Genomic DNA, 17,009 nt, shown 5'->3' with positions numbered 1-17,009 from the left:
ATCCCAATGGCTCAGCGGTGCTTGGCTCCGGCCAGATTGTGTTTAAGAACTCAAAGACGTGATGGGGAGAGTAGACCGGAAGGCGATCGCCCGGAACAACACAGCACGCTTGGGGCGATCGCGCAATTCCAGTTAAGAAACCTGCGGTATCATCAGCAGAATGAATGCCGGGACAAACCATTAAAGCCATTGTGCCAAGTTAATGCATCCCGACCTGGACTCGGCTCGGTTCTCGATGTGAATTATGTTTGATAAAGTCCACAAAAGTTTGTAAGCGCAAAGCAGAAATTATATATTCAACACAAAATTCAATCAGTGTGATCAGACATTTCTCGGAAAAATGTGCATCATCAAAGGTGAACGAGGAAGGTGTGATTCCTCAACTAAACTTTAATCCTGAAGATCGCCCTAAACCTCAGGGCGATCGCCCTGAATAATCGTTTTGAATTCCCTACAGCAAAAGCGGCAAGTTTTCATAAAAAATCTTACCGCCTCAATCTCATAAGCTTTGCATAGTACTCCCAACACGAAGGGAATTCACGGCTCAAAGCCGATGGAGCATTGTAAATATCTTTAGCGACAATTATTCATCTTCATCATCTACATCAACCTGCTTGAGATGAATGTGCTTTCGCCCCAAAGAAATCTCAAACTCGTCGCCCGGTTTTAAATCCATTTGGCGCGTATACGCAGCGCCAATTAAAAGGTTGCCGTTTGACTGGACGCTAATTCGGTAGCTGGCACTACGGCCTCCACGGCCATTGCTGCCTTGCTTACCATCAAGCTCAATTCCCTCAGCATCAATCAATGCATTCAGAAATTTCATCATATTCACACGCTGTACACCATTTTTGGTGACCGTGTAGTAGCCGCACTCTTTCGCTTTATCCTCTTTACCAAGGTTATCTAATTCTTTGACCTTCGCTAAGAGCGCTTTTCCAGTTAGGGGTTCAGACTTTTTCTTCTTACTCATTCACTTCTACGTTGCTTCAAGCAATTCAAACTAGCTGATACTGTTTACGGAATCCAATGAAGACATTCTCAGAGTGGTTACTGACGACTAACTCATATAAATGATAAGACCAGAATAACAAACTATGTCTTAATCCGAATAACATCTTCAACACATTATACTAATTTTGCCTATGAATTCATCTGATTTTTAGTTGACTAATCAAGGCTTTGAGATATTGGCACACAGAAGGGAAGCTTCTCCGCAGACTCTCAGTGCCTACTATGGATTCGGTTTATTTCTATTGCTATCTCCTGAAGAAATCAAGCGTGATGAAGTTAACAACTCGTGGCCATTACAGCGTTAAGGCATTGCTGGATTTAGCGTTACAGCCCGGCTATGGACCAGCCCCTGTCCGGGCGATCGCCGAACGCCAAGACTTACCCGCACCCTATCTCGAAAAGTTGCTCATTGAATTGAGGCGTTCTGGCCTGGTGCATTCGATCCGGGGAGCCCATGGGGGGTATCAACTGGCGCGATCGCCCGCCCAGATTTCCCTAGCCCAAGTATTGGAAGCTGTTGGAGAAACCATAGATCCTCTACCTCGAATTGAACCAGACACGGAACAAGCCGAGGATTGGGTTACGTTTACCCTCTGGAATCGCCTGCATCAAAAGCTTAAGGAATCGCTCTACAGTATTTCCTTAGAAGATTTATACTACGATGCCCGCAGTTGGCAAGCGGCCCAAGGCGAAGAAACAAGTTTTATGGTTTAATCCCGATCCAGGTTCCGATCCAACAGAGTCCCATTTCTTCAAATTTTTCTAGGGAACGCTATACAAGCTGGCCATTTTCGCCTATGCTTATTGATCGGAAACGAAAGTTTCCGGTTTAACCCTCAACAAGATATACTGTAATTCCTCCTCAATAAGGAATACTCAGGCGGATGTGGTGGAATTGGTAGACACGCACGTTTGAGGGGCGTGTGGCATTGCCTTGCGAGTTCGAGTCTCGCCATCCGCATATCACTCGGAACGCTCCTAGGAAATTCCTGGGAGCGTTTTTGATCGGTAATAAGGCGATCCGCTAAGGATCAATCCCAGACGGCTAAGGGCGGGTTTTGCTGTTAAACCTCGGCACTCGCTGGGTTCTGTTTGCTAAATCCGCCCGTACCCATAGTCGGTGTTTAAGCGGATTTGACAGAATAGGGCTGACCAAACATCCGCCCGTTTTAGTTCTAGGGAACAGACACTGTATCCAAAAGGCGTTGAATCGTCTGCTTAGCACTTTGTCCACGACTGGCAATCATCCGATGCGACAGCACAAATGGCGCGAGTCGCTTCACATCATCGGGTTGGGCGTAGTCTCGCCCCAGCAAAAAGGCTAAAGCTTGAATACTTCGATATAACGCCACGCTCCCTCGCGGGCTAACACCCAAAACAATGTCGTCATCCTGTCGAGTGGCGCGCACAAGGTTCAAAATGTATTGCTGTACCGGAGGTTCTACCTGAATTTGCGCGCAGAGGTGCCGCAATTTCTGCACATTTTCCAGAGAGATGCACGGTTGTAAATCGTCCACCGTTGATCCCTGAGATAAGCGATCCAGCATTTGCAGTTCCTCAGTTTCGCTGGGGTACCCCAAACTCAGCGCTAGGGCAAACCGATCCATCTGGGCTTCCGGTAGTGGAAAGGTACCTTGGTACTCCACAGGGTTTTGGGTCGCGATGACAAAAAACGGATTCGGCACAGGACGGGATTGGCCATCAATTGTGACTTGCTGCTCTTCCATCACCTCTAGCAGTGCCGATTGAGTGCGGGGCGTCGCTCGGTTAATTTCATCCACCAGCAGCACGTTGGCAAACACAGGCCCCGGTAAAAACTCAAACGTTCCCTGTGCCGGACTCCACACATTCGTTCCTGTAATATCGGAGGGCAACAGGTCGGGCGTACACTGAATCCGCTGAAAACTGCCGTCAATAGAGCGAGCTAGAGATTTGGCAAGGAGAGTTTTCCCCACACCGGGTACGTCTTCAAGCAAGGCATGTCCGCCAGAGAGCAGCGCCACGATGACTAACTGAATGGCCTCTGCTTTGCCTACGATGGTTCGACTGAGATTGCTGACCAGAATTTCAATGCTGTCTCTCATGGCTGAAAAAAATTAGGATTACGTTCATTCTGACTAGGGATATCCTCAAGTGCCAACTCGTTTCGAAATCTGGCGATCGCCCCCCATGAAGGTCGGAATTTCAAAGCCTTGGGTTTATGTTCAGTTCGGTTGTTCAAAAATATCTGAACCTTTTCCTGAATCAATGCCCTAAAAAGGCTCTGACATGGGTTGTCATTTTCAAAATTTTCCAACGACAATACAAAGTAAATCCGACAGAACCGTACTACATGCACATTTTCAATCGACAAAGGTTGGCACAATTGGGTGGCAATAGGCGACACGCTATAGTTCCAGACTTAAGCTTTTAACTGCTTCACAGGTCTTTTGAGGATCGGCGTCAGCGTTTGGTTCAGTAATCTCTAGCGATCGCCTTCACATTTAGCATTCCCGTAGGAGCAAGGAATTACTCACAATGGATTGCCGTCATATTCAGTTTCATGTTCACGACTGTCATGCCCCTGGTCACCCGCCCCACGTGATCAATCTCCACGAACTGCAAGCCCTCTTCCAGATCGCCGCGTTTTGGGCCGCCGATCGCTCTGTAGAGGATTGGGCGATCGCTCTGTCTAATAGCAAGCCCATTGTTAGCGTGTGGGATGGCGATCGCCTGATTGGATTTGCGCGGGCAACGTCAGACGGTATCTATCGAGCCAGCATTTGGGATGTGGTGATCCACCCCGACTATCAAGGAGCAGGACTGGGGCGAAAACTGGTAGAAACGGTCTTAACCCATCCCCACGTGACTCGGGTGGAGCGTGTCTACCTGATGACAACCCATCAGCAGCGGTTTTATGAGCGGATTGGGTTTGAAGAAAACACAACAACGACGATGGTGCTCCACAATCGCAAAAGTGACGAATTTTATACGCCCATCGCGATCGAATCATCGATGTCGCACGATTGATACCCAATCCAGTTAGTCCATAATCAATTAAAGACAAACCCTTTTCAGACAGGGGGCTTAAGCCCCAAGCCCCTTGCTGAGATCGGCTTCATCAAGACTTGGCATAGGGAGATGAGCCTACACGTCCCCAATCTTGGCATAATTTGCTGCCCCAAAGATGGCTTCGGGGTGGCAGTAGTATTTGAACTCTAGTAGATTCTGGAACGGATCCACCAGAAAAAAGGTGTGGTGTTCTAACAATTCTCCTGGAAATCGACGTTTAGGGGCTTGGTAGAACGACAATCCCTTGTCCATTGCTCGATTTAGCAATGTTTCCCAGTCTGATTCCTCCGAAAAGACTAGACCAAAGTGGCGTGGGTAAATGCCCTGCTGCGGTTCCGGAGGTGTTTGGGTGACATGGCCGACTAACTGATGCCCACACAAATTCAGAATGACCGATGCCGCATTCTCACGACCCACATCACATCCAAGACCATCGGCGTAAAATGCCTTCGCTTGATCAACATCTGTAATCGGAAATGCGAGATGGAAAATAGCTTGGGGCCTATCCATAATTGCAAACCTTTACTGAGAAGAACCTCATATCAGTTTTGAGTTGAAGATGCGTGGTGCCGTCGGCAATTCCACCATGATGATTAATGAACTGGATTGGGTCAGAAACGCAATGAATAGTGCTTTTAATAGCATTTAAGCGAACTCTTGCAGGCAATACCCGCAAAACGTTCGCCTATTTACATAATCTTGCGCCTTTGTTCCTTGGATAGGGAACTATCACCATTCTAAGAAGACAATATTCTTAAAATGCCCAGCATTCAAGTTATCCGGTCTACAAAACGGTCATCCCCTGAATGCGCCATTGCCCGTCTTGACGAACAAGTGTATACATGACGCGCAGCGTATCGTCGTAGGAACTAGCTTCACTGATCTCGCCATTCTCGTAGACATCCGCTTTTTCACTGACGGTGGCTTCTACGCTCGCTTGATCGGGTGTTGCTTCATCAAAGTTGACCGTATCAATCGTCACATCGTGAGTGTACTCAACATAGGAACCGCCCTGTTCTAGCTGAGTCGCCCGCTGCTGCCATTGCGACAAGGCAGGTTCAGAGAGAATCGATGAGAGCTGATCCACCTGATGCTGCTCACCCATTGCCTTGGATTTCGCGCTCAGCCATGCTTCAACCACCTCCTTGGCCGTTTCCTCGGTCAAATCTCCAGTCGGGGCTTGCGCGGGAATTTGGGAGGCGATCGCTGCAGGAATCGCGCTAAGCGGTGCAACCTGTAACTCGGTTACGGCTGCCGATGATTCTGACTTTGCCCCCCCTCCTGCCAGGGCTTGGACTAACTTACTGACAACGAATACCGTTCCCAAGAGACCAAGCAAACCGACGCCAATGACCAATGCAAGGCGATCGAGGCGGGGGCCACCCGACGATCGGCGCACAGGGCTATGGGGCGGACGAGAACTGGTTCCGGGAGAAACAGAACGGCGATCGGCAAGAGCTTGAGTCCTTGCCCCCCGGCTGTTGGAAGCATATCCGGTGCTTCCAGGATGAGCGGTCTGGGATATACGTTCAGCGGCTGGCATGGTCGTTACTCCATTGGTAGTCACAGCATCAGATTTGGATTCTAACGTTGCGGTTGTAGACATATTGGCGATCGCACCATAGCCTGCAGACTCTGAGGAACTATCGGCGATCGCATGATACGTATCTTGGGAGGTAGCAGTCGCATAGCGATCAGCAGAACGGGCGATCGGCGTTGCCGATGTCCATGAACCGCTAGACTCCGCTTCATTGGGTAATTCCTCTAGGTAAGCTTGAACTTGTTCATCCGCAAAGTAATCTTTTAGGGAGGCTTGCTGACGCGCCAGATCGCGGAAGTGGGGAAACACCTCGTTCTGCAACCACCGCTCACCATAGAGGCACAACCCAGGTAAAAGATCCGGAGACTCCTGAGAATACTCGCGGATGAACGCTAGCGAATCGAATTCTTGACTAAGGGATAAGGCTCGGTTTGCTTCTTCGGTTTGACCGAGCAGTAGGGCGCACAGCGCCTGTTCCAAGTAGACATCTTGACGAATCCCCAACCGAATCAGCATCAACTTTGCTCGTCGAATTAGGGCAGGCTGCCGTTCAGCAAAGCCCCGCGCAATGAGTGCATAGATGGCGAGGTAGGTGGCGACTGCCGAGGGACGACGGGCTTCCTCTTCAAAAATTTCTTGCTGCTCCGCCGTTGTGAGATAGCTGCGAAGCTGTTGCACAAAGCGAAGAAAATCATCCACCGATAGTCCCGATTGATCATCTCCCGTCCCGTCAATGCCACCCCGCTCATCCAGCATATCCTGGAGGATACCCAGCCCCTTACGACGCTCATAGTATTCAGCTTCAGCATCGTCGCTCAAAGATAGTAACTCCAGAACGCGGTAGGGACGGAGCTTCATCAAGTCAGACTGCATCTCACCGCGCAAGGTGGGGAACAGCCCTTCCCGTAATAGCAACTCTTGCCCTGTTTCTAGGGACTCAGCGGCATTCTCGTACTGTCCTTGCTGCCATTGCTCACGCCCCAGTTCTAAGCAGGCCAAGGCTAGGGTCAGGACAATATCTGCCAGGACGATTTCTGGTTCACCGTAGCGACCATCCCGTAGATCAAGATTTAGGTTGCCACTGGTTAAAAATGGACGCCCCAATCGCAAAACTAATTCGTACTCGCCCAACTCCAACAACAGCAGCAGTGCGCCGACAAACTGCTGGTCTTCGATTTCAATGCTGGGAGTGTAGGGATCAACCCCGCCATTGGTGCCGCTTTCAGCAATATGAACTAAGTCATGAGGCGAATCGTAAGACTCGGATCCCGAAGCATAGGGTTCCTTCAAGAAGCCTGTGTCATAACTACGTCGCTGATCAGCATCGGATAGAACCGCGTAGGCTTCATCAATTAAATCCTTTCGAGCCGCGATCGCTGCTTCTGAGTATTCGCGACGCGGAAGCTGTAGTGTGCGATCGCGATAGGCTTGCTGCAACTGCTCTGCAGTCGCTTGAGTGGGCAATCCTAAAATCCGGTAGTAGTCCAACGGAATTCTCACAACCTAACATCCCCAGCAAAATTGACTGAACTGCAACAATCTTCTGACTTAGAAATCCCTGGATGGCCTAGAGGTAGTTTATCTAGCTTAGAACTTGGAAAACTTCACCTAGATCATGTGTGCGACCTTAATCGTCGGATAGTATAGCCTGCAAAATTGACTAAATCACGGTTCAAGGATTTTAAGATTTTCCACAAGTTTTTGGGATTCAAATAGCCAATCCCCGCAAATCCTGAAATGTGGCGAACTTTGATCGTGCAGACCTAATGATGTGCCTGATACTAACCTCTATTCACCCAGAAGCGATCGCGATTGCAACGAACCTTAGCAATTGAAACAACTCACCGCATACGGTCTATCGGGTCAAGTTATCACTGGATTCCTAGCGCTATATCTAGACTATATATCGGATGACTACAATATAGACCACTAGATTTAGAGTTGCAATATTGAACGGAGAATATTTGATTGTTCGCAAAGAAAATATCTGAAACTAGTTCCAGTCCGAGAGAGCCGTAGGCACAAGCGCACACTTCTTAGGTTTTCTGGATAAGCGATCGCCCCTCATCAGCTAACCCAAGGGTCAAATTCTGATGAACGTTAGGACAGACTCTCAGCTTTAGGTCTATTCCCCGATAGGCAATAGTAGGCGATAGGATACTAACGGAGATTCTAGAGGCGATTGCTTCGGATACAGGCGTTACTGCCTACCCCCCAAACGGATTATTGCTGAATACAGTCCGGTCTGTTCCGAGACACGCTGTTGGATAAATTAGCAGGGGCGCACCATTTTGAGTGTGAATTTGGACGAAAAATCACCTAAGATCTAAGACTGGTTAGAGATTAAAGCTGGCGGCCTAGAGCCTATATTGTTGCTGCGAGGATACTGCGAATAAATGGTACAGGAGCGGATATTACCCACCTTTTCACCCACTGCCACCACAGTGACGAAGGAAGAAGGACTCAGACTGTACGAAGACATGATTCTGGGTCGATTCTTCGAGGACAAGTGTGCAGAAATGTACTACCGAGGCCGGATGTTTGGCTTCGTGCACCTCTATAACGGTCAAGAAGCAGTATCGACGGGAATCATTAAGGCTCTGCGTTCCGACGACTACGTTTGCAGCACCTACCGGGATCATGTCCATGCCTTGAGTGCAGGCGTTCCTGCTCGCGAGGTCATGGCCGAACTATTCGGAAAAGAAACCGGATGTAGTAAGGGTCGGGGGGGCTCAATGCACCTATTCTCGGCGGAGCATGGCTTACTCGGTGGTTACGCCTTTGTATCTGAGGGAATTCCCATTGCGACGGGTGCAGCCTTTCAGTCCAAGTATCGCCGCGAAGCCATGGGCGATGAAAGCGCGGATCAGGTCACGGTGTGCTTCTTTGGCGATGGCGCGTCCAATAACGGCCAGTTTTTCGAGTGCTTGAATATGGCTTCGCTGTGGAAGCTGCCGATTATTTACGTGGTTGAGAACAACAAGTGGGCGATCGGGATGGCTCACGATCGCGCCACCTCCCAACCTGAAATCTACAAGAAGGCGAGCGTCTTCAACATGGTGGGCGTTGAAGTCGATGGCATGGATGTGTTGGCGGTGCGCGAGGTTGCAAAGGAAGCGGTTGCCCGTGCCCGTGCGGGCGAAGGCCCAACCTTGATTGAAGCGTTGACCTATCGTTTCCGGGGACACTCCTTGGCCGATCCCGATGAACTGCGGTCTAAAGAAGAGAAAGAAGAGTGGTTCTCTCGTGATCCCATCAAGCGGTTTGCGAACTACCTGACCGGAAATAACATCGTGGCGGAAGAGGAACTCAAGGAGATTGAGCGCAGGATCCAGAATGTAATTGTGGATGCGGTTCAGTTCGCGGAGAGCAGTCCTGAGCCGGATCCCAAGGATCTCTACAAGTACATTTTTGCGGAAGACTAACTCTGAGAGTCTGAACTTAAACTGTGAAGAGGGCGCGATCGCGCCCTTTTTGATTCTTATCTGTATTCAGTAGGGGCGGGTTTTACTGATAGATCCTGCTCCACATCAAGGCTGGATTGTCAAACCCGCCCCTACCCGTGGATGATGGGCTTGTACGGGCGAGTTTTGCTGATAGATCTTGCTCCATTTCAGGGCTGATTGCCAAACCCGCCCCCTGTTCACCCCTGTTTTTAGGAGAACGCCATGCCCGATTCCATGATGTTCCAGGAAGATGCCTACGTGGTTCTGGAAACCAATCAGCCTGAACAATTTTTTACCCCGGACGAACTCTTAGCCAAACTCAAAGGTGTGCTGAGCGCGAATCCTGACAATATTCCGGCAGACGTTCGGCGCTATTCGTCCCTGGATGACCAAGCCCGCTACCTGATGGAAACAAGCTGTGAACTCAATCTCGGCCCTGATCAGTATTTGCAGTGGTATGTGGTGCGGTTAGAGAAATAGGGTGAGCGAGACTTAGTCCGTAAAGGGGCGATCGCCCTTCATTTCTGAATTCTGTACCGCAGCCCCGAACAGGACGTCTAGGGCGATCGCCTGAGCTTGGGGCATTTGTCCATAGGAAAAGATCCAGGGAATCCTATCGGGGATCAGCGGTTTTAAGGCGTCCAGCGCATAGGGACTGCCATAAATCACAACACCCCGTAAGGCGTCTGCATGGGACAGTGCCTTTAACCAAACCTGCGCTTGGTGGAGCAATCCGGCAGTGTTGCGAAAGGGATTGCCCCGCAGGAAGAGTTGCAAGACTGTAGGCGGCAGATCCGGCAGGGGATCAGCCGCGATCGCATGGGAGTCGAGCAGTTTGAGGGTATATCCCAACGCTTGGGGACGGGCGATCGCCGGAGCATTGAGTCCCAGCATTGGACAATGAATGGCTGTATCCAGCAGGATCAGATTCCAGGCCGAATCTCCCTCGGAGACCGGAGGCACTGTTCTAGGACGAGACTGCTGCATGGATTCTCGCAGGATCGCTTCGGCTGTAGCGATCGCTCTGGGCTGTGCGATCGCCTCTAGATTCACTGGCGGGGGTGAAACCTGCTCCCACGCATGGGACGTATCGCCCGACGAGTGCGCGATCGCCCCCTTTGCCTTCGCCTGCCAGAGCCGATCCAGCGAGGCATGAATGCGCTCTAGGGGAATGCGTCCCGTTTTCACAGCTTGGCACACCGCCGCAATCGTTCGTTCTGGATCGGCAGGCATCAGCAAAATATCAGATCCGGCGGCGATCGCCCGAACTGCCGTTTCTTCCACACCATACCGCTGGGCGATCGCTCCCATGACCAGCGCATCGGTGACAATCAGCCCATCAAAGTCCATTCCTATCCGCAACTGCTCGGTCAGTAGGGCATGGGACAGCGTTGCCGGGGCATCGGGATCAATCCCCGGAACCAGCAGATGAGCCGTCATCACCGCATCTACCCCCGCCGCGATCGCCGCCTCAAAGGGCAGAAACTCTAGCGTTCGCAGGCGTTCGAGCGTGTGGGGAATGACGGGTAAATGGAGATGGGAATCGGTATCCGTATCGCCATGACCAGGAAAATGTTTGGCGGTAGTCAGGACGGGATGCCGCTGTGCCCCTCGGATAAAGGCCGTGGACAACTGAGACACTACGTCTGGGGTTTCGCCAAACGCCCGAATGTTAATGACCGGATTTTGGGGATTGTTGTTGACATCCACCACCGGAGCAAACAGCCAATTGATGCCGATCGCCAGTGCTTCCTGGGCGGTACATTGTCCCATTACCTCCGCAAGAGCGATCGCCCTTGCCAAATCCCGATGGGCGATCGCACCCAGTGCCATCGGTGGTGGGAACCCGGTTGCCCCTGAAAAGCGCTGACCGACGCCTTCCTCAATATCCGCTGCAATCAAGAGCGGAATCGCTGACCAATCCTGGAGTTGCTGCGATCGCAAACCTACTTCAACCGCACTGCCCTCCAGCAGGATCACACCTCCAACGCCCAACTGTCGAATCCAGCATTCTAAGGTTGCCGCTGGAGGTTCCCACTGGGGATATAAAATTTGGTGATCAAACAGAAAACCAGAGGCGCGAACCACGACTAGTTGCGCCACCTGCCGTTCGAGGGAAAGCGTTGTCCAGTCCGGCAGCACACGTCTACTCCGGCTCAACCGTAGATTCAACCACAGACTCAGCGCTTTCCTTCGCTTTGCGCTCTTCGCTCAGACGGTTGATCAGCGACAGGACTTGCGTTCCTCGCTCAATGCCGCGATCTTCAATAAACACCACTTCGGGCGTACGGCGCAGGCGCATCCGGTGTCCCAGTTCGCTACGGACGAATCCGGTTGCTGATTTCAGTCCTTCCATCGTTTCAGCCCTAGCTTCATCCGTGCCGTAGATGCTCACAAAAATTCTGGCGTGCTGGAGATCGTTAGACACTTCCACCTCCGTCACACTAACCATGCCCATGCCGACCCGATCATCCTTAATGTCCGAGAACAGCATTTGGCTGACTTCACGCTTAATTAACTCCGACACCCGTGCGACTCGTCGATCGGTTGCCATAATGCTTGTCCTCCATTCGCGATCAATTTTTGGTGTTGTGTGGGGGAAAACCCTGGGGCGATCGCCCCTCTCCTTTCTAGCTTGAAACGGTAGAAACAGCTAGGCATCCCCCAAGCGAACAGTTCTATGCCACATTCAATCCCAACATTGCCCGCAGGGTAAAAGATAGGAACGCCATCACGCTAATCAATAGGGCAACCAGGGCGATCGCCGTACTCGGACGCTTTAACAACGGAAGTAACGGCTCTAAAAACGTGTACAGAACTCCAAGGGTCACAGTAATGAAATACCGAGGATATCGAGAAACGTTTTGAAAAAATTCTTGCATCTTTATCACTAAAACTATTGTACTTAGAGATCAACGGTAGTACGTTAAGAGTACTAGCGTATTTTTTGATGACATCCTTACTCCATTGTACGGAGTGATGCTAGCAAAATAGCGCTGTGATTCAGACTCATTTCCACGATTAATTGCGCTTCTTGATTGACCTTGATTCTGTGTACTGCTAGGCACCCCAGTCCCATGCAAGTCTATTCCCCTGCTCCATCGCTAACCCCACGTCCCTTCCTGAAATGGGCAGGCGGAAAGAATCAATTAATTCCCCAGTACAGCGAATTTTTTCCCCCATCATTTCACACCTACTACGAACCCTTTTTAGGGGGAGGCGCAATTTTCTTTCACCTCGCCCACCGGATCAATCACGCTGTTTTAACCGATATCAATCCAGAACTCGTTAACGTTTATCGCTGCATTCGTGATCATGTAGAGGCCGTGATTGAGCGTCTTGCCGAACATCGCCAAAATCACGGCAAGGACTACTACTATACAATGCGATCGCTCGTTTCAACCTGCCCCATTGAGCGAGCGGCCCGCTTCATCTATCTCAACAAAACTTGCTTCAACGGTCTCTACCGCGAAAATTCCCAGGGGCAATTTAATGTCCCGATTGGGCGATACAAAAATCCCGGTATTTTCGACCCCGATCTGCTCTGCGCCGCCTCGGCCGCCCTCCAATCGGCTGAACTTTTCCTGGGTTCCTTTGAATCAGTGGTGGAACAGGCGTATACAGAGCACGATTTCGTTTACTTTGATCCGCCTTACTACCCCATCAGTCCCACTAGCAGTTTCACGAAATACAATCGCTACGCCTTCACCGAAACCGACCAGATTCACCTTCGAGACACTTTCCGCACCCTGGCAAGTCGCGGAGTCCAGGTCATGCTGTCCAATTCAGACTGTGACTTTATTCGCGATCTCTACGCAGGGTTCAACATCCACACCATTTCGGCCACCCGCTTGATCAACTGTAATGCCAAGCGTCGGGGCAAAATTTCGGAAGTGTTGGTGACCTCGTATTAATTGGGAACTCCTTCCTCAGCGAACAGCTTCCCCTTCGTAGGCTTGCCATGCTAGATCCGCCAATCCATTCACGATTGCCGCCGCCACCACTGCACTGCCCTTGCGACCGCGAATCCGAATGTAGGGAACCATCGATTGCACTAAGCGTTTGTCCATCTTTTCCATACCCAGAAATCTAGCAGGGGTGCCAATGACGAGGGATGGCTTTATTTCGTTGGCCATGATCAAATCCACAATCGAGGCTAGGGCGGTTTGCGCTTGACCGACCACAAAAATCGCTTCGGGATAGCGGCGTGCCAGGGTTTCAATGCCCCAAGCGGCCTGCGACTTCTCGCGCTGGGGACGGGTGATCGCTTCCATGCTGCAATAGACGGGATTGGCAAAAGTAGATTGCACCGTTGGCGTTATCCCAACTTGTACCATCGGCACATCCACGATGATCGTGCAACGGGCTGCGAGAGCTGCTGCACCTGATTGCAGCGCCTGATCCGAAAACTGAAGCAGCGATTTATATTCAAAATCGGCAGTGGCGTAAATGACTCGGCGCACAATTTCATATTCAGCAGGCGAGAAGCTGTGGTCTCCCACTTCCCGATCAATAATTCTCAAGCTATGGGCATCTGTGATGTGTAGTTCCATGCCGATTTCCTACCCTGCACTGAGGTGTAACTGTGAGCTTTCATCTAGCGTAGAGAGATTTCGATGTCTTAGCGCATTTTTGAGATGTAAGTATAGCTTTAAGTCATCCAGTGCTTATCCTTTGAACGACCTCAGAGCATTCCAGCAGGGCATCCACGGTTTTGTCCTACATTAATAGGGGGACGGTGATGCTCAATACAAGGATGTAAAACGAATGGCTAAACCCACTCAGGCGCACATGTCGAAACGAGTTCGCAAAACTGATCCGCCTGCACTTAAGGATCGCACCAAAACCCAGATGGAGTATTACATGGGTGCAAAGCTGATCGAAGTCGGTGTGAATCCAAAATCAGCTATTTACCGCTGGAGCATAGAGGATAAAGGGTCAGAGGAACTGTGGATTTACAGCGCCTACTGGGCAGACTCCAAAGATCGCATTTTGGCCGAAGAACAAACCTCCCAAAGCGATGCGTAACGGCGATCGCCCCTTTTCAAGTTTCCGATCGCATGTGGGCACACCATGATTTCTGAACTATCAAAATTACTGGATGACGTGACGGTAGCCGCAGACTGGGTCGGGTTCAGAGCGGTTCGCGAACAGCGAAATATCCGATCCATGCGGGACGCGATTCCAACCCAGAATGGGCGATCGCTCAGCCAAGGGTTAATGGTCGAAGTCCTGGTGCGGGGGCAACTTGGCTATGCAGCGGTGAACCGGATGGATCGGGAAAGCGTACATCAAGCCGTTGAAAACGCCTACCAGCAGGCGATCGCCTCCAGCGAGTGGGGCATTCACATGCTGACTCCTGCCGTTCGTCCCAAGGTGGTAGGGCAATTCATTGCACCCAGTCTCCACGCGCCGGATGCCCTCAGTCCTGCCGATGTGAACGATATCTTGATGCGGCTCTGTACAACCTTGAAGGTGTCCGACCAGGTGGTTCAAACCATGGCAACCGCCATCACCACGAGCCTGGAAACCTGGTTTGTGAGTTCCAATGGTTCCCAAGCTCACCAGCATTTTCGCCTCATAGAAACCCACTACGGAGCAACGGCGCAAGATGGAGCAGTCGTACAGCAGCGCAGCAATAACGGCTTTCTAGCCCATGCCTATCAGGGAGGATGGGAGCATTTTCTGACCGATGACCTTTGGGCGCGATCGCTCCAGGTCGGGGAACAGGCGGTTGAACTGTTGACCGCCGAGGACTGTCCAACGGAGAACACCACGCTGATGCTGGCTCCCGACCAGATGATGCTGCAAATTCACGAAAGTGTTGGGCATCCGCTGGAACTTGACCGAATTTTGGGGGATGAGCGCAACTATGCCGGGGGTAGCTTTGTTCAACCGACTGATTTTGGGCAGCGACAGTACGGTTCGGAACTGATGAACATCACCTTTGATCCTACGGTGGCCGGAGAATTTGCCAGCTACCAGTTTGACGACACCGGAGCCCCTGCCCACCGGGAATACCTGATCCGCAACGGTCGCCTAGAACGGGGCTTGGGCAGTTTGGAAAGTCAGGAGCGTTTGGGCGTGCCCGGTGTGGCCTGTGCGCGGGCGTCGTCGTGGAATCGTCCCCCGATTGACCGGATGGCAAATATCAACCTGGAACCCGGTAGCCAATCCCTAGCGGCGATGGTGTCCAGCATTGAGCGCGGAGTTTATATGGAAACGAATCGCTCGTGGTCAATTGATGACCAGCGCTACAAGTTTCAGTTTGGCTGCGAGTATGGGCGACTGATCGAGAACGGCCAGTTCACAAAGACTTTACGCAATCCCAACTATCGGGCGACCACCCCGGAATTCTGGCACAGTTTGGTGCAGGTGGGCGATCGCTCGACTTGGCAACACTACGGCACCCCTTTCTGCGGCAAAGGTGAACCGAACCAACTGATTCGTGTGGGGCATGGTTCTCCCGTTTGCGTGTTCGCCGGGATTGACGTGTTTGGAGGGGGCAAATGAGCGCGATCGCCGATCTCGAAACCACCTTTACGCAGCTTGTGGAGTGGTTACGGAATGCCCTATTCCCCACCGAACAGTTCACGTTAGAACTCATGGGCGAACACAGCCACTTCATACGCTTCAACCGGGCGCGAGTACGGCAGGCTGGACTCGTCACCGATGGCCAGCTTACCCTGACGCTGATGGAGCAGGATCGCCAAAGCTTTTGCCAAATTCCGTTTACGGGCGAGTGGGATCTCGATCTTCCCGTTCTCAAAACCGCATTAGAGGACGTTCGCGATGAGTTGGTCTACCTACCCATCGATCCGTATCTCGTGCTGCCGAGTCTGCAAGAGAGCAGCCGCGATGTCCATGTCGGTCATTTGCTGATTTCAGAAGACGTAGCGGATGCGATTTTGCCCACCGTTACCGACTGCGACTTTGCCGGACTGTATGCGGGTGGGGTGTCCATCCGTGCCTATGCCGACTCCTGCGGCACTCAGCACTGGTTCGCGACGGATTCCTTCACGCTGGACTATTCTCTCTTTACCGACGACGGACAGGCCGTAAAGGGAACCGTTGCAGGTAGCGACTGGCAGCAGGATAAGATTATTACCAAGCTGACCCAATCCAAACAACAGCTCCAGCGAATGGCGATGCCCCCCAGAGCGATCGCCCCTGGACAGTACCGGACTTACCTCGCTCCGGCAGCGGTCGCGGATCTGATCAGCATGTTTTCCTGGGGCGGAATTAGCGAGTCAGCCCTGCAACGGGGGCATAGTGCCCTGGGGTTGCTGCAACGGGGCGATCGCACCCTATCTCCATTGTTTAATCTGTCTGAAAACTTTCGGCAAGGGTTGGTCCCCCGCTTTAATAGCCTGGGTGAAACGGCACCGATCGAACTGCCACTCATCGTCAAAGGCCAGTTGGTGAATACCCTGGTTTGTTCCCGCACCGCTAAGGAGTACGGCAAAGTTGCCAATGGCGCATCGGCCAGCGAACAGTTGCGATCGCCCGAAGTGAAGCCCGGTTCGCTATTGCCCGATCAGATCCTGGCAGAACTAGGGACGGGACTCTATCTGTCGAACCTGCACTACCTCAACTGGAGCGATCGCCCCACGGGACGAATTACGGGCATGACCCGCTACGCCTGTTTTTGGGTCGAGCAGGGAGACATCGTTGCGCCCATTGAAAATCTCCGGTTCGATGAGAGTTTGTATCAATGCTTTGGCGATCGCCTTGTTGACCTGACCCATACCCAAGAGGTGATTCCAGACGTCGGCAGTTATGACCATCGGGATCTGGGGGGAACGCTCGTTCCCGGTGTCCTCGTGGATGGGTTTACCTACACGCTATAGTTCCTAACTCGCATATAGCTGTTGCCAGCTAGCTTAGGACATGGACATTTTGGTGGGGCGGCGAAGCCGCCCCACCAAAATGTCCTAACCGATATGGCTAGCGCTATA

17 protein-coding genes and 1 tRNA gene are annotated in these 17,009 nt (G+C 51.6%); 9 read left to right on the top strand and 9 right to left on the bottom strand.

Annotation, left to right across the window (positions count from 1 at the left end):
* Both IGR76_04645 and IGR76_04640 read right to left on the bottom strand, forming a co-directional pair.
* The coding region (locus IGR76_04645) for a hypothetical protein (GenBank protein ID MBF2077810.1) at window positions 1-190 on the bottom strand (190 nt) is incomplete at its 3' end.
* A 393-nt stretch (window positions 191-583) separates the two neighbouring features.
* Window positions 584-973, bottom strand: a complete 390-nt coding sequence (locus IGR76_04640; GenBank protein ID MBF2077809.1) for an AbrB family transcriptional regulator — start codon at window positions 971-973, stop codon at window positions 584-586.
* Window positions 974-1,284: 311 nt separating this feature from the next.
* Between IGR76_04640 and IGR76_04635 the strand changes: the two genes are divergently transcribed.
* The gene (locus tag IGR76_04635; protein MBF2077808.1) at window positions 1,285-1,728 is read left to right on the top strand and encodes an RrF2 family transcriptional regulator; all 444 of its coding nucleotides are present in this window, start codon (window positions 1,285-1,287) and stop codon (window positions 1,726-1,728) included.
* A 166-nt stretch (window positions 1,729-1,894) separates the two neighbouring features.
* Window positions 1,895-1,975: transfer RNA gene (locus IGR76_04630), tRNA-Leu, on the top strand.
* 214 nt (window positions 1,976-2,189) lie between these two features.
* On the opposite strand, the gene IGR76_04625 is transcribed toward IGR76_04630, so the two are convergent.
* Entirely contained in the window at window positions 2,190-3,098 is a 909-nt protein-coding gene (locus IGR76_04625) for a MoxR family ATPase (GenBank protein ID MBF2077807.1), read from the bottom strand.
* A 433-nt stretch (window positions 3,099-3,531) separates the two neighbouring features.
* On the opposite strand from IGR76_04625, the gene IGR76_04620 reads away from it, so the two are divergent.
* Window positions 3,532-4,023: a GNAT family N-acetyltransferase gene (locus IGR76_04620; GenBank protein MBF2077806.1), complete on the top strand. Its 492-nt coding sequence runs from the start codon at window positions 3,532-3,534 to the stop codon at window positions 4,021-4,023.
* Between the two features lie 117 nt (window positions 4,024-4,140).
* Here IGR76_04620 and IGR76_04615 read toward each other — a convergent pair whose 3' ends face one another.
* Both IGR76_04615 and IGR76_04610 read right to left on the bottom strand, forming a co-directional pair.
* A complete protein-coding gene (locus IGR76_04615; protein ID MBF2077805.1) occupies window positions 4,141-4,575 on the bottom strand; it encodes a VOC family protein in 435 nt (144 codons plus the stop codon).
* 274 nt (window positions 4,576-4,849) lie between these two features.
* Window positions 4,850-7,105 (bottom strand): DUF4101 domain-containing protein, encoded by a 2,256-nt coding sequence (locus tag IGR76_04610; protein ID MBF2077804.1) that lies wholly within the window; start codon window positions 7,103-7,105, stop codon window positions 4,850-4,852.
* Window positions 7,106-8,001: 896 nt separating this feature from the next.
* Between IGR76_04610 and pdhA the strand changes: the two genes are divergently transcribed.
* Complete coding sequence (gene pdhA / locus IGR76_04605) at window positions 8,002-9,030, top strand: pyruvate dehydrogenase (acetyl-transferring) E1 component subunit alpha (GenBank protein MBF2077803.1); 1,029 nt, start codon at window positions 8,002-8,004, stop codon at window positions 9,028-9,030.
* Between the two features lie 243 nt (window positions 9,031-9,273).
* Window positions 9,274-9,531, top strand: a complete 258-nt coding sequence (locus IGR76_04600) for a chlororespiratory reduction protein 7 (GenBank protein MBF2077802.1) — start codon at window positions 9,274-9,276, stop codon at window positions 9,529-9,531.
* 12 nt (window positions 9,532-9,543) lie between these two features.
* On the opposite strand, the gene IGR76_04595 is transcribed toward IGR76_04600, so the two are convergent.
* The 3 genes from IGR76_04595 to IGR76_04585 all read right to left on the bottom strand — a co-directional run bounded on the left by IGR76_04595 (window position 9,544) and on the right by IGR76_04585 (window position 11,933).
* Window positions 9,544-11,211, bottom strand: a complete 1,668-nt coding sequence (locus tag IGR76_04595) for a beta-glucosidase (protein ID MBF2077801.1) — start codon at window positions 11,209-11,211, stop codon at window positions 9,544-9,546.
* Entirely contained in the window at window positions 11,198-11,605 is a 408-nt protein-coding gene (rbfA, locus tag IGR76_04590) for a 30S ribosome-binding factor RbfA (GenBank protein MBF2077800.1), read from the bottom strand. Before rbfA ends, IGR76_04595 begins: the two co-directional genes overlap by 14 nt.
* A 124-nt stretch (window positions 11,606-11,729) precedes the next feature.
* Entirely contained in the window at window positions 11,730-11,933 is a 204-nt protein-coding gene (locus tag IGR76_04585) for a DUF751 family protein (protein MBF2077799.1), read from the bottom strand.
* A 195-nt stretch (window positions 11,934-12,128) separates the two neighbouring features.
* Here IGR76_04585 and IGR76_04580 point away from each other — a divergent pair, with 195 nt between their 5' ends.
* Entirely contained in the window at window positions 12,129-12,965 is an 837-nt protein-coding gene (locus IGR76_04580) for a DNA adenine methylase (protein ID MBF2077798.1), read from the top strand.
* 15 nt (window positions 12,966-12,980) lie between these two features.
* Here the strand turns inward: IGR76_04580 and IGR76_04575 are convergent, their stop codons facing one another.
* A complete protein-coding gene (locus tag IGR76_04575) occupies window positions 12,981-13,604 on the bottom strand; it encodes a precorrin-8X methylmutase (protein ID MBF2077797.1) in 624 nt (207 codons plus the stop codon).
* A gap of 214 nt (window positions 13,605-13,818) precedes the next feature.
* Between IGR76_04575 and IGR76_04570 the strand changes: the two genes are divergently transcribed.
* The 3 genes from IGR76_04570 to IGR76_04560 are packed head-to-tail and all read left to right on the top strand — an operon-like array spanning window position 13,819 to window position 16,901.
* A complete protein-coding gene (locus IGR76_04570; protein ID MBF2077796.1) occupies window positions 13,819-14,079 on the top strand; it encodes a hypothetical protein in 261 nt (86 codons plus the stop codon).
* Window positions 14,080-14,124: 45 nt separating this feature from the next.
* Window positions 14,125-15,564, top strand: a complete 1,440-nt coding sequence (locus IGR76_04565) for a TldD/PmbA family protein (protein MBF2077795.1) — start codon at window positions 14,125-14,127, stop codon at window positions 15,562-15,564.
* Window positions 15,561-16,901: a TldD/PmbA family protein gene (locus IGR76_04560; protein ID MBF2077794.1), complete on the top strand. Its 1,341-nt coding sequence runs from the start codon at window positions 15,561-15,563 to the stop codon at window positions 16,899-16,901. Before IGR76_04565 ends, IGR76_04560 begins: the two co-directional genes overlap by 4 nt.
* The last annotated feature ends 108 nt before the right edge of the window (window positions 16,902-17,009 follow it).

This window comes from Synechococcales cyanobacterium T60_A2020_003 (genome assembly GCA_015272205.1).
Lineage (GTDB): Bacteria > Cyanobacteriota > Cyanobacteriia > RECH01 > RECH01 > JACYMB01.
This window is presented reverse-complemented; position numbering and strand designations above follow the sequence as displayed.

What these genes read in the sequence shown, in the direction of transcription:
- IGR76_04640 (MBF2077809.1), bottom strand. Translation starts at nt 973, where the DNA reads ATGAGTAAGAAGAAAAAGTCTGAACCCCTAACTGGAAAAGCGCTCTTA.
- IGR76_04635 (MBF2077808.1), top strand. Translation starts at nt 1,285, where the DNA reads ATGAAGTTAACAACTCGTGGCCATTACAGCGTTAAGGCATTGCTGGAT.
- IGR76_04625 (MBF2077807.1), bottom strand. Translation starts at nt 3,098, where the DNA reads ATGAGAGACAGCATTGAAATTCTGGTCAGCAATCTCAGTCGAACCATC.
- IGR76_04620 (MBF2077806.1), top strand. Translation starts at nt 3,532, where the DNA reads ATGGATTGCCGTCATATTCAGTTTCATGTTCACGACTGTCATGCCCCT.
- IGR76_04615 (MBF2077805.1), bottom strand. Translation starts at nt 4,575, where the DNA reads ATGGATAGGCCCCAAGCTATTTTCCATCTCGCATTTCCGATTACAGAT.
- pdhA (MBF2077803.1), top strand. Translation starts at nt 8,002, where the DNA reads ATGGTACAGGAGCGGATATTACCCACCTTTTCACCCACTGCCACCACA.
- IGR76_04600 (MBF2077802.1), top strand. Translation starts at nt 9,274, where the DNA reads ATGCCCGATTCCATGATGTTCCAGGAAGATGCCTACGTGGTTCTGGAA.
- rbfA (MBF2077800.1), bottom strand. Translation starts at nt 11,605, where the DNA reads ATGGCAACCGATCGACGAGTCGCACGGGTGTCGGAGTTAATTAAGCGT.
- IGR76_04585 (MBF2077799.1), bottom strand. Translation starts at nt 11,933, where the DNA reads ATGCAAGAATTTTTTCAAAACGTTTCTCGATATCCTCGGTATTTCATT.
- IGR76_04580 (MBF2077798.1), top strand. Translation starts at nt 12,129, where the DNA reads ATGCAAGTCTATTCCCCTGCTCCATCGCTAACCCCACGTCCCTTCCTG.
- IGR76_04575 (MBF2077797.1), bottom strand. Translation starts at nt 13,604, where the DNA reads ATGGAACTACACATCACAGATGCCCATAGCTTGAGAATTATTGATCGG.
- IGR76_04570 (MBF2077796.1), top strand. Translation starts at nt 13,819, where the DNA reads ATGGCTAAACCCACTCAGGCGCACATGTCGAAACGAGTTCGCAAAACT.
- IGR76_04565 (MBF2077795.1), top strand. Translation starts at nt 14,125, where the DNA reads ATGATTTCTGAACTATCAAAATTACTGGATGACGTGACGGTAGCCGCA.
- IGR76_04560 (MBF2077794.1), top strand. Translation starts at nt 15,561, where the DNA reads ATGAGCGCGATCGCCGATCTCGAAACCACCTTTACGCAGCTTGTGGAG.